The 13,608-nt window shown below is 74.8% G+C and carries 2 protein-coding genes; both read left to right on the forward strand.

Annotation, left to right across the window (positions count from 1 at the left end; translation table 11 throughout):
• Positions 1-8,760 (forward strand): SDR family NAD(P)-dependent oxidoreductase (locus ACIBG6_RS37365; protein ID WP_399227227.1); only part of this gene is annotated, 8,760 nt, incomplete at its 5' end.
• Positions 8,761-8,856: 96 nt separating this feature from the next.
• Positions 8,857-13,560 carry a type I polyketide synthase gene (locus ACIBG6_RS37370; RefSeq protein WP_399227228.1) on the forward strand — a complete coding sequence of 1,568 codons (4,704 nt, stop codon included), beginning with the start codon at positions 8,857-8,859 and terminating at the stop codon, positions 13,558-13,560.
• Positions 13,561-13,608 lie beyond the last annotated feature (48 nt).

Consider the following 13,608-nt stretch of genomic DNA (forward strand, 5'->3'; position numbering starts at 1 on the left):
CAGGTGCCGTTCTTCTCCACGCTCGAAGGCGCCTGGATCACCGAGCCCGCTCTGGACGGCTCGTACTGGTACCGCAACCTCCGCCACCGCGTCGGATTCGCCCCCGCCGTCGAGACGCTCGCCACGGACGAAGGCTTCACCCACTTCGTCGAGGTCAGCGCCCACCCCGTCCTCACCATGGCCCTCCCCGACACCGTCACCGGCCTCGGCACCCTCCGCCGCGACCAGGGCGGCCGGGACCGCCTGGTCGCGTCCCTCGCCGAGGCGTGGGCCAACGGCCTCCCCGTCGGCTGGGAGGCCTTCCTTCCCTCCGCCGCCTCCCACCCCGACCTGCCGACGTACGCCTTCCAGCGCCGTCACTACTGGCTCCACGACTCCCCCGCCGTCCAGGGCTCCGTGCAGGACTCCTGGCGCTACCGCATCGACTGGAAGCGCCTCACGACCGGTGAGCCGACCGCGCTGTCCGGGCGCTGGCTCGTCGTCGCCCCCGAGGACCGCTCCGCCGAGGCGGCCCCGGTGCTCGCCGCGCTGTCCGGCGCCGGCGCCGACCCCGTACGGCTGGACGTGTCCGCACTGGCCGACCGGCAGCGGTTCGCGGAGGCGCTGGACGAGGTCCTGGCGGCGGCCGGTGGAGCCGTCGACGGCGTCCTCTCGCTGCTGGCGTGGGACGAGCGCGCGCACCCCGGCCACCCCGCCCCCTTCACCCGGGGCACCGGCGCCACCCTCACTCTGCTGCAGGCGCTGGAGGACGCCGGCGTCGGCGCCCCGCTGTGGTGCGTCACGCGCGGTGCGGTGTCCGTCGGCCGGGCCGACCACGTCACCTCCCCCGCCCAGGCCATGGTGTGGGGCATGGGCCGGGTCGCCGCCCTGGAGCACCCCGAGCGGTGGGGCGGCCTGGTCGACCTGCCCTCGGACGCCGACCGGGCGGCCCTGGACCGGATGGTGACGGTCCTCGCCGGCGGTACGGGCGAGGACCAGGTCGCCGTACGCGCCTCCGGGCTGCTCGCCCGCCGTCTGGTCCGCGCCCCCCTCGCCGCCCACGGCACGACCTCGCCGTGGTGGCAGGCCGACGGCACCGTGCTGGTCACGGGCGCCGAGGAGTCGGCGGCCGCCGAGGCCGCGCGCCGGCTGGCCCGTGACGGAGCGGGACACCTCCTCCTCCACACCGGCCCCGCCGACACCGCCGACGCGGACCTCGCCGGGCTCGTCGCCGAACTCGCGGACCTGGGCGCGGCGGCCACCGTCGTGGCCTGCGACCTCACGGACGCGGACGCGACGGCCCGACTGCTGGCCGCCGTCCCCGAGGAGTACCCGCTCAGCGCCGTGCTCCACCTGCCGCCCACGGTCGTCTCCGACCCGCTGGCCGCGACCGACCCGGACGCCCTCGCCCGCGTCGTGACCGCGAAGGCCACCGCCGCGCTGCACCTGGACGACCTGCTGCGGGATGTCGTGGCAGCCGCGGCGCCCGGGGACCGTACGCCCACCCTCGTCCTCTTCTCCTCCGTCGCCGCGATCTGGGGCGGAGCCGGTCAGGGCGCGTACGCGGCCGGTACCGCGTTCCTCGACGCCCTCGCCGGCCGGCACCGGGCCGACGGCCCCACCGTGACGTCCGTGGCCTGGAGCCCCTGGGAGGGCAGCCGCGTCACCGAGGGGACGACCGGCGAGCGGCTGCGCCGCCTCGGCCTGCGGCCCCTCGCCCCCGCGACGGCGCTCACCGCCCTGGACACCGCGCTCGGCCACGGCGACACCGCCGTGACGATCGCCGACGTCGACTGGTCGAGCTTCGCGCCCGGTTTCACCACGGCCCGGCCGAGCACTCTCCTCGCCGACCTGCCCGAGGCGCGCCGCGCACTCGACGAGCAGCAGACGACGACCACCGACGACAGTCAGCTGAGCCGCGAGCTCGGCGGCCTCACCGGCGCCGAACAGCAGCGGCGCGTCCAGGAGTTGGTGCGCGAGCACCTCGCCGTGGTCCTCAACCACCCCTCCCCGGAGTCCGTCGACACCGGGCGGGCCTTCCGTGACCTCGGCTTCGACTCGCTCACGGCCGTCGAGCTCCGCAACCGCCTCAAGAACGCCACCGGCCTGGCCCTCCCGGCCACCCTCGTCTTCGACTACCCGACCCCCCGGACACTCGCGGAGTTCCTCCTCACGGAGATCCTCGGTGAGCAGGCCGGTGGCGCCGAGCCGGCGCCCGTGGACAGCGGCGCCGTCGACGAGCCGATCGCGATCGTGGGCATGGCCTGCCGCCTGCCGGGCGGTGTCGCCTCGCCGGAGGACCTGTGGCAGCTGGTGGCGGGCGGCGGGGACGCGATCTCCGGGTTCCCGCAGGACCGCGGCTGGGACGTGGAAGGTCTGTACGACCCGGACCCGGACGCGTCCGGGCGGACGTACTGCCGCGCCGGCGGATTCCTCGACGACGCGGGCGAGTTCGACGCCGACTTCTTCGGGATCTCGCCCCGCGAGGCCCTGGCCATGGACCCGCAGCAGCGGCTCCTCCTCGAAACCTCCTGGGAGGCCGTCGAGGACGCCGGGATCGACCCGACCTCCCTTCAGGGACAGCAGGTCGGCGTCTTCGCGGGCACCAACGGCCCCCACTACGAGCCGCTGCTCCGCAACACCGCCGAGGACCTGGAGGGCTACGTCGGTACGGGCAACGCCGCCAGCATCATGTCGGGCCGCGTGTCGTACACGCTCGGCCTGGAGGGCCCGGCGGTCACGGTCGACACGGCGTGCTCGTCGTCGCTGGTCGCCCTGCACCTCGCCGTGCAGGCCCTGCGCAAGGGCGAGTGCGGGCTGGCGCTCGCGGGTGGCGTGACGGTGATGTCGACGCCCACGACGTTCGTGGAGTTCAGCCGACAGCGCGGGCTCGCGGAGGACGGCCGGTCGAAGGCGTTCGCCGCGTCGGCGGACGGGTTCGGACCGTCGGAGGGCGTCGGCATGCTCCTCGTCGAGCGCCTCTCGGACGCGCGCCGCAACGGCCACCGCGTGCTTGCGGTCGTGCGCGGCAGCGCGGTCAACCAGGACGGCGCGAGCAACGGTCTCACTGCTCCCAACGGGCCCTCGCAGCAGCGCGTGATCCGGCGCGCGCTGGCGGACGCCCGCCTCACGACCGGTGACGTGGACGTCGTCGAGGCCCACGGCACGGGCACGCGGCTCGGCGACCCGATCGAGGCGCAGGCCCTGATCGCCACGTACGGGCAGGGCCGGGACGGCGAACAGCCGCTGCGGCTCGGGTCGTTGAAGTCCAACATCGGACACACCCAAGCAGCCGCCGGTGTCTCCGGCATCATCAAGATGGTCCAGGCGATGCGCCACGGCGTCCTGCCGAAGACGCTGCACGTGGACAGGCCCTCGGACCAGATCGACTGGTCGGCGGGCACGGTCGAACTCCTCACCGAGGCCATGGACTGGCCGGAGAAGAACGACGGCGGCCTGCGGCGGGCGGCGGTCTCTTCCTTCGGCATCAGCGGGACGAACGCGCACGTGGTGCTGGAGGAGGCTCCGGCCGCCGAGGAGACTCAGGCCGTCGAGCCGTCGGCGGGTGTGGTGCCGTGGCCGGTCTCGGCGAAGACCCCGGCCGCGCTGGACGCGCAGATCGGGCGCCTTGCCTCGTACGCGGACAGCCGTACGGATCTGGATGCGGGTGCGGTCGCACGCGTACTGGCCGGTGGGCGTGCTGAGTTCGAGCACCGCGCGGTCGCGATCGGAGCCGGACGCGAGGCCTTGGCGGGTGCGCTGGGCGCGCCCGAGGGGCTGATCCGGGGTGTGACGTCGGGTGTGGGTCGGGTGGCGTTCGTGTTCCCCGGCCAGGGCACTCAGTGGGCCGGAATGGGTGCCGAACTCCTTGATGCGTCGGAGGAGTTCGCTGCCGCCATGGCCGAGTGCGAGACCGCGCTCGCCCCGTACGTCGACTGGTCCCTCGAAGCCGTCGTCCGGCAGGCGCCCGGCGCGCCCACCCTGGAGCGGGTCGACGTCGTCCAGCCCGTCACCTTCGCCGTCATGGTCTCCCTGGCCAAGGTCTGGCAGCACCACGGCGTGACACCCCAGGCCGTCATCGGCCACTCCCAGGGCGAGATCGCCGCCGCATACGTCGCCGGAGCCCTGAGCCTCGACGATGCCGCCCGCGTTGTCACCCTGCGCAGCAAGTCCATCGCCGCACACCTCGCGGGCAAGGGCGGCATGCTCTCCCTCGCGCTGAGCGAGGCCGTCGTCCTGGAGCGACTGGCCGGACACGACGGGCTGTCGGTCGCCGCCGTGAACGGGCCCGCCGCCACGGTGGTGTCGGGTGACCCGACCCAGATCGAAGAGCTTGCCCGCGCCTGCGAGGCCGACGGGGTCCGTGCGCGGATCATCCCCGTCGACTACGCCTCCCACAGCGCACACGTCGAGATCATCGAGAAAGAGCTCGCCGAGGTCCTCGCGGGTCTGACTCCCCAGGCTCCCCGCGTGCCGTTCTACTCCACCCTCGAAGGCGCCTGGATCACCGAACCCGCCCTCGACGCCGCCTACTGGTACCGCAACCTCCGCCACCGCGTCGGCTTCGCCCCCGCCGTCGAAACCCTCGCCACCGACGAAGGCTTCACCCACTTCGTCGAAGTCAGCGCCCACCCCGTCCTCACCATGGCCCTCCCCGACACCGTCACCGGCCTCGGCACCCTCCGCCGCGAGCAAGGAGGGCAGGAGCGTCTGGTCACCTCCCTCGCCGAGGCGTGGGCCAACGGCCTCCCCGTCGACTGGAGTTCTCTCCTCCCCGCCTCGACCGGCCGGCACCCCGACGTCCCCACGTACGCCTTCCAGACCGAGCGCTACTGGCCGCAGCCGGACCTCTCCGCCACCGGTGACATCACCTCCGCCGGTCTCGGGGCGGCCGAGCACCCGCTGCTCGGCGCGGCCGTCCCGCTCGCGGACTCCGACGGCTGCCTGCTCACGGGGAGCCTGTCCCTCCGTACGCATCCCTGGCTGGCCGACCACGCGGTGTCCGGCACCGTGCTGCTGCCGGGAACGGCGTTCGTGGAGCTGGCGTTCCGGGCCGGGGATCAGGTCGGCTGCGATCTGGTCGAGGAGCTCACCCTCGACGCCCCGCTCGTCCTGCCCCGTCGCGGCGCGGTCCGCGTGCAGGTGTCCGTCGGCGCGAGCGACGAATCCGGCCGCCGTACCTTCGGCCTCTACGCGCACCCCGAGGACGCGCCGGGCGAGGCGGAGTGGACGCGCCACGCGACCGGTGTGCTGGCGGCCCGTTCGCAGCGGACCGTCCCCGTCGCCGACCCGGAGGCCTGGCCGCCGTCGGGCGCCGAACCGGTGGACGTGGACGGTCTGTACGAGCGCTTCGCGGCGAGCGGTTACGGCTACGGCCCCCTCTTCCGGGGAGTCCGCGGCGTGTGGCGGCGCGGCGACGAGGTGTTCGCCGACGTGGCCCTGCCGGCCGAGGTCGCCGGCGCCGAGGGCGCGCGGTTCGGTCTCCATCCGGCGCTGCTCGACGCCGCCGTGCAGGCGGCCGGCGCGGGCGGGGCGTTCGGCGAGGGCACGCGTCTGCCGTTCGCCTGGAGCGGGCTCTCCCTGTACGCGGTCGGCGCCACCGCCCTCCGGGTGCGGCTTGCCCCGGTCGGCCCGGACACGGTGTCCGTGAGCGCGGCCGACGCCACCGGGCAGCCGGTGTTCGCCGCGGACTCCCTCACGGTGCTTCCCGTCGACCCGGCGCAGCTGGCGGCGATCAGCGACCCGACGCCGGACGCGCTGCACGTCCTGGAGTGGACCGCGTGGGACGGCGACGCGAACGGCGTCGCGCAGGCGCTCCTGCCCGGCACGGTCGTGCTGGGCGGCGGCGGCGATGCCGACGGCCTGGTCGCGGCGCTGCGCGCCGGTGGCAGCGACGGCCTTTCCTTCCCGAACCTCGCCGACCTGGCGCAGGCGGTGGACCGGGGCGAGACCCCGGCCCCCACGACCGTCCTCGTGGCCTGCCCCGCTCCCGGCCCCGGTGGGCTGGAGCACGTCCGCGAGGCCCTGCACGGATCGCTCGCGCTGATGCAGGCCTGGCTCGCCGACGACCGGTTCACCGACGCGCGTCTGGTGCTCGTGACCCGCGACGCGGTCGCCGCCCGCTCCGGCGACGGCGTGCGGTCGACGGGACAGGCCGCCGTATGGGGCCTGGGCCGGTCCGCGCAGACGGAGAGCCCCGGCCGGTTCGTGCTGCTCGACGTCGACGGCGACCTCGGAGATCCGGTCGCGCTCGGCGACGTCCTCGCGACCGCCCTCGGCTCGGACGAGCCGCAGCTCGCCGTGCGGGACGGCGCGCTCCTCGTACCCCGTCTGGCACGGGCCTCCGCGCCCGCCGCGGCCGCCGGTCTCGCCGCTCTGCCGCTTCCCGCCGCTCCGGCCCTCTGGCGCCTGGAGCCCGGTGCGGACGGCAGCCTGGAGAGCCTCACGGCGGCGCCCGGCGACGCCGATGCGCTCGCCCCGGAGCCGCTCGGCCCGGGCCAGGTCCGCATCGCCGTACGGGCCACCGGTCTCAACTTCCGCGACGTCCTGATCGCCCTCGGCATGTACCCCGATCCGGCGCTGATGGGCACCGAGGGCGCCGGCGTGGTCACCGCGACCGGCCCCGGCGTCACGCACCTCGCGCCCGGCGACCGTGTCATGGGCCTGCTGTCCGGCGCGTACGCCCCGGTCGTCGTCGCCGACGCGCGGACCGTCGCGCGGATGCCCGAGGGGTGGACGTACGCCCAGGCCGCCTCCGTACCGGTGGTGTTCCTGACGGCCGTCTACGCCCTGCGCGACCTGGCGGACGTCAAGCCCGGCGAGCGCCTGCTCGTCCACTCCGCCGCCGGCGGCGTGGGCATGGCCGCCGTGCAGCTCGCCCGGCACTGGGGCGTGGAGGTCCACGGCACGGCGAGCCCCGGGAAGTGGGAGGCCCTGCGCCGCCTCGGCCTGGACGACGCGCACATCGCCTCCTCCCGCACCCTCGACTTCGAGGACGCGTTCCGCACGACGTCCGGCGGAGCCGGCATGGACGTCGTCCTGAACTCGCTCGCCCGTGAGTTCGTCGACGCCTCGCTGAGCCTGCTCGGACCGGGCGGCCGTTTCGTGGAGATGGGCAAGACCGACGTACGCGACCCGGAGAAGGTCGCCGCCGACCATCCCGGTGTCGGCTACCGCGCCTTCGACCTCGGCGAGGCCGGGCCGGAGCGGATCGGCGAGATGCTCGCCGAGGTCCTCGCCCTCTTCGAGCGCGGGGTGCTCCGGCACCTGCCCGTCACCACCTGGGACGTCCGCCGCGCCCGCGACGCCTTCCGGCACGTCAGCCAGGCCCGTCACACGGGCAAGGTCGTCCTCACGATGCCGTCGGGCCTCGACCCGGACGGAACGGTCCTGCTGACCGGCGGCACCGGCGCGCTGGGCGGCATCGTGGCGCGCCATGTGGTGAGCGAGTGGGGTGTGCGGCGTCTGCTGCTCGTCAGCCGTCGCGGCCCGGACGCCCCCGGGGCGACGGAGTTGGTCACCGAGCTGGAGGGTCTCGGGGCCGTGGTGTCGGTGGTGGCGTGCGATGTCGCGGACCGGGAAGCCCTGACCGGCGTACTGGCCGGGATTCCGGCCGAGCACCCGTTGACCGCGGTCGTCCACACCGCGGGAGTCCTGTCCGACGGAACGCTTCCGTCGATGACGACGCAGGACGTGGAGCATGTGCTTCGTCCGAAGGTCGACGCCGCGTTCCTCCTCGACGAACTGACCTCGACGTCCGCGTACGACCTCGCCGCGTTCGTCATGTTCTCCTCAGCCGCCGCCGTCTTCGGTGGCGCGGGGCAGGGCGCGTACGCGGCCGCCAACGCCACCCTCGACGCCCTCGCCTCACGCCGCCGGGCGGCCGGACTCCCCGCCCTCTCCCTCGGCTGGGGACTCTGGGCCGAGAACAGCGGCATGACCGGCGGACTCAGCGACACCGACCGCTCGCGGCTCGCCCGTTCCGGGGCGACACCCATGGACAGCGAGCTGACCCTGTCCCTCCTGGACGCGGCGATGCGCCGCGACGACCCGGCGCTCGTCCCGATCGCCCTGGACGTCGCCGCGCTCCGCGCCCAGGAGAGGGACGGCATGCTGGCGCCGCTGCTCAGCGGGCTCACCCGCGGGTCGCGGCCCGGCGCCACGCCGGCCGCCCGGCGCAGGACCGCCGCCGGCCGCCCCGCCGAGGGGGACACGGACCTCGGCGGGCGGCTCGCCGCGATGACGCCGGACGACCGGGCCGCGCACCTGCGGGACCTCGTCCGTACGCACGTGGCGACCGTCCTGGGACACGGCACCCCGGGCCGGGTCGACACCGAGCGCGCGTTCCGCGACACCGGCTTCGACTCGCTCACCGCCGTCGAACTCCGCAACCGCCTCAACGCCGCCACCGGACTGCGGCTCCCGGCCACCCTCGTCTTCGACCACCCCACCCCCGGGGAACTGGCCGGGCACCTGCTCGACGAACTCGCCGCGGTCGCGGGCGGGTCCTGGACGGACGGAACCGGCAGCGGATCCGAGGGGAGCACGCCCGCGACGGACCGGCAGACGACGGCGGCCCTCGCCGAACTCGACCGGCTGGAAGGGGTACTCGCCTCCCTCGCGCCCGCCGCCGGCGGCCGCCCGGAACTCGCCGCCCGGCTCAGGGCGCTTGCCGCGGCACTGGGGGACGACGGCGACGGCGACGCCCCCGACCTGGACGAGGCGTCCGACGACGACCTCTTCTCCTTCATCGACAGGGAGCTGGGCGACTCCGACTCCTGACCTGGCCTGACCCACACCACTGACACCACCGGCACCACCGGCACCACCAGCACCACCAGCCCTCACACACGGAACGGACAGGCGAGAACGGGAGCCATGGCGAACAACGAAGACAAGCTCCGCGACTATCTCAAGCGCGTCACCGCCGAGCTGCAGCAGAACACCAGGCGTCTGCGCGAGATCGAGGGACGCACGCACGAGCCGGTGGCGATCGTGGGCATGGCCTGCCGTCTGCCGGGCGGTGTCGCCTCGCCGGAGGACCTCTGGCGGCTGGTGGCGGGTGGCGAGGACGCGATCTCGGAGTTCCCGCAGGACCGCGGCTGGGACGTCGAGGGCCTGTACGACCCGGACCCGGACGCGTCCGGCAGGACGTACTGCCGGTCCGGCGGATTCCTGCACGACGCGGGCGAGTTCGACGCCGACTTCTTCGGGATCTCGCCGCGCGAGGCCCTCGCCATGGACCCGCAGCAGCGCCTGTCCCTCACCACCGCGTGGGAGGCGATCGAGCACGCGGGCATCGACCCGACGACCCTGAAAGGCAGCGGCCTCGGCGTCTTCGTCGGCGGCTGGCACACCGGCTACACCTCGGGACAGACGACGGCCGTCCAGTCGCCCGAGCTGGAAGGCCACCTGGTCAGCGGCGCGGCGCTGGGCTTCCTGTCCGGCCGTATCGCGTACGTCCTCGGTACGGACGGCCCCGCCCTGACCGTGGACACGGCCTGCTCGTCGTCGCTGGTCGCCCTGCACCTCGCCGTGCAGGCCCTGCGCAAGGGCGAGTGCGACATGGCCCTCGCCGGCGGCGTCACGGTCATGCCCAACGCGGACCTCTTCGTACAGTTCAGCCGACAGCGCGGCCTGGCCTCGGACGGCCGCTCGAAGGCCTTCGCCACCTCGGCGGACGGGTTCGGCCCGGCGGAGGGCGCCGGCGTCCTGCTGGTGGAGCGCCTGTCGGACGCGCGCCGCAACGGCCACCGGGTGTTGGCGGTCGTGCGCGGCAGCGCGGTCAACCAGGACGGCGCGAGCAACGGTCTTACGGCTCCGAACGGGCCCTCGCAGCAGCGCGTGATCCGGCGCGCGCTGGCGGACGCCCGGCTCACACCGGGTGACGTGGACGTCGTCGAGGCCCACGGCACGGGCACACGACTCGGCGACCCGATCGAGGCCCAGGCCCTCATCGCCACGTACGGCCGGGAACGCGGCGACGAACAGCCTTTGAGGCTGGGCGCGTTGAAGTCGAACATCGGGCACACGCAGGCGGCCGCCGGTGTCGCCGGTGTGATCAAGATGGTGCAGGCGATGCGCCACGGGCTGCTGCCGAAGACGCTGCACGTGGACGAGCCGTCGGACCAGATCGACTGGTCGGCGGGCACGGTCGAACTCCTCACCGAGGCCATGGACTGGCCGGAGAAGAACGACGGCGGCCTGCGCCGAGCAGCGGTCTCGTCCTTCGGCATCAGCGGCACGAACGCGCACGTCGTACTGGAGGAGGCTCCGGCCGCCGAGGAGACTCAGGCCGTCCAGCCGTCGGCGGGTGTGCTCCCGTGGCCGGTCTCGGCGAAGACCCCGGCCGCGCTGGACGCGCAGATCGGGCGGCTCGCCGCGTACGCGGACAGCCGTACGGACCTGGACCCTGCTGCGGTCGCCCGCACGCTGATCGACGGCCGCACGGCCATGGACCACCGCGCGGTCGCGATCGGCGACAGCCCGAAGGCCCTGCGGGACTCCCTGCAGATGCCGGAAGGGCTGATACGCGGCACGGCCACCGACCTCGGCCGCGTGGCGTTCGTCTTCCCCGGCCAAGGCACCCAGTGGGCCGGAATGGGCGCCGAACTCCTCGACACATCACCTGAGTTCGCCACAGCGATGGCCGAGTGCGAGGCCGCGCTCGCCCCGTACGTCGACTGGTCCCTCGAAGCCGTCGTCCGGCAGGCGCCCGGCGCGCCCACCCTGGAGCGGGTCGACGTCGTCCAGCCCGTCACCTTCGCCGTCATGGTCTCCCTGGCCAAGGTCTGGCAGCACCACGGCGTGACGCCGCAGGCCGTCATCGGCCACTCCCAGGGCGAGATCGCCGCCGCGTACGTCGCCGGAGCCCTCACCCTCGACGACGCCGCCCGCGTCGTCACCCTGCGCAGCAAGTCCATCGCCGCACACCTCGCGGGCAAGGGCGGCATGCTCTCCCTCGCCCTCGGCGAGACCGCAGTCCTCGAACGGCTCGTCACGTTCGACGGGTTGTCGGTGGCAGCGGTCAACGGACCGACCGCCACCGTCGTCTCCGGTGACCCGGCCCAGATCGAGGAGCTCGCCCGCGTCTGCGAGGCCGACGGGATCCGCGCGCGGATCATCCCCGTCGACTACGCCTCCCACAGCGCGCACGTCGAGATCATCGAGAAGGAGCTCGCCGAGGTCCTCGCGGGTCTGACTCCCCAGGCTCCCCGCGTGCCGTTCTACTCCACCCTCGAAGGCGGCTGGATCACCGAACCCGCCCTCGACGCCGCCTACTGGTACCGCAACCTCCGCCACCGCGTCGGCTTCGCCCCCGCCGTCGAAACCCTCGCCACCGACGAAGGCTTCACCCACTTCGTCGAGGTCAGCGCCCACCCCGTCCTCACCATGACCCTCCCCGACACCGTCACCGGCCTCGGCACCCTCCGCCGCGAGCAGGGCGGCCGGGACCGCCTCGTCACCTCCCTCGCCGAAGCGTGGGCCAACGGCCTCCCCGTCGAGTGGGCTTCCCTCCTCCCCACCACGACCGGCCGCCACCCCGACCACCTCCCCACCTACGCCTTCCAGACCGAGCGCTTCTGGCTCCAGCACTCCGCTCCCACCAGTGCCGCCGACGACTGGCGCTACCGCGTCGAGTGGAAGCCGCTGACGACCGCGGGCCAGGCGGACCTGTCCGGCCGGTGGCTCGTCGCCGCCGAGGGCCGGCCCGACGCCGAGCTCCTGGGCGCGCTGAAGGCCGCCGGGGCGGACGTAGAGGTGCTGTCGTTCGGGTCGGACGACGACCGCGAGGCCCTCGCCGCCCGGCTCGCCGGGCTGACGGCCGGGGACGGATTCACCGGCGTGGTCTCGCTCCTCGACGGGCTCACGCCCCTCGTCGCCTGGGTGCAGGCGCTGGGCGACGCCGGAGTCGAGGCGCCTCTGTGGTGCGTCACCCGCGGTGCGGTCTCCCTCGGGCGCCACGACACCCCCGCCGACCCCGACCAGGCCATGCTCTGGGGCCTCGGCCGCGTCGTCGCCCTCGAACACCCCGAACGCTGGGCCGGTCTCGTCGACCTCCCCGCCCAGCCCGACGCGCCCGCCCTCGCCCACCTCGCCACCGCCCTCACCGGCAGCACCGGCGAGGACCAGATCGCCATCCGCGCCACCGGGCTCCACGCCCGCCGTCTCGCCCGCGCTCCTCTCCACGGACGCCGGCCCACCCGCGACTGGCAGCCCCACGGCACCGTCCTCATCACCGGCGGCACCGGAGCCCTCGGCGGCCACGCCGCCCGCTGGATGGCCCACCACGGCGCCGAACACCTCCTCCTCGTCAGCCGTAGCGGCGCGCAGGCTGCCGGAGCCACCGAACTCGCCGACGAACTCCGCGAACTCGGCGCCCGCGTCACCCTCGCCGCCTGCGACGTCGCCGACCCCGACGCCATGCGCACCCTCCTCGCCGACATCCCCGCCGACACCCCCCTCACCGCCGTCCTCCACACCGCCGGCGCGCCGGGCGGCGACCCGCTGGACGCCACCGGCCCCGAGGACATCGCCCGCATCCTGGGCGCGAAGACCAGCGGCGCGGAGGTGCTCGACGACCTGCTCCGCGGCACTCCGCTGGACGCCTTCGTCCTGTACTCCTCCAATGCCGGGGTCTGGGGCAGCGGCGGTCAGGGTGTGTACGCGGCGGCCAACGCCCACCTCGACGCCCTCGCCGCCCGGCGCCGTGCCCGCGGCGAGACCGCGACCTCGGTCGCCTGGGGACTCTGGGCGGGCGACGGCATGGGCCGGGGCGCCGACGACGCGTACTGGCAGCGGCGCGGCATCCGTCCGATGAGCCCCGACCGCGCCCTGGACGAGCTGGCCAAGGCCCTGTGCCACGACGAGACCTTCGTCGCCGTGGCCGACGTGGACTGGGAGAGGTTCGCGCCGGCGTTCACGGTCTCCCGGCCCAGCCTCCTGATCGACGGCGTCCCGGAGGCCCGGCAGGCGCTGGCCGCGCCCGTCGCCCCCGTGGGCGCCCCGGCTCCCGGCGACGCCGCGTCGGCGCGCTCCGGGCAGTCGTCGGCGCTGGCGGCGATCGCCGCGCTCCCCGAGCCCGAGCGCCGGGCCGCGCTGCTCACCCTCGTCCGTACGCACGCGGCGGCCGTACTGGGCCACTCCTCCCCCGACCGGGTCGCTCCCGGCCGCGCGTTCACCGAGCTCGGCTTCGACTCGCTGACGGCCGTGCAGCTCCGTAACCAGCTCTCCGCGGTGGTCGGCGGCAGGCTCCCCGCGACCGCGGTCTTCGACCACCCGACGCCCGCCGCGCTCGCCGCGCACCTCCACGGGACGTACCTCGCACCGGCCGAGCCGGCCCCGACGGACTGGGAGGGGCGGGTGCGGCGGGCCCTGGCCGAACTGCCCCTCGACCGGCTGCGGGACGCGGGGGTCCTCGACACCGTCCTGCGCCTCACCGGCATCGAGCCCGAGCCGGTACCGGGCGGCCCGGACACCGCCGCCGCGGGCCCCGACACGGAGCAGGAGCCGGCGGTGGCGATCGACGACCTCGACGCCGAGGCCCTGATCCGCCTGGCCCTCGGCCCCCGCACCACCTGACGCCGGTCGCCCCCACCCACACCTGCGCCCCCCACACGCCCACAACCC

Source organism: Streptomyces sp. NPDC050842 (assembly GCF_044456565.1).
In the GTDB taxonomy this organism is placed as follows: Bacteria; Actinomycetota; Actinomycetes; order Streptomycetales; family Streptomycetaceae; genus Streptomyces.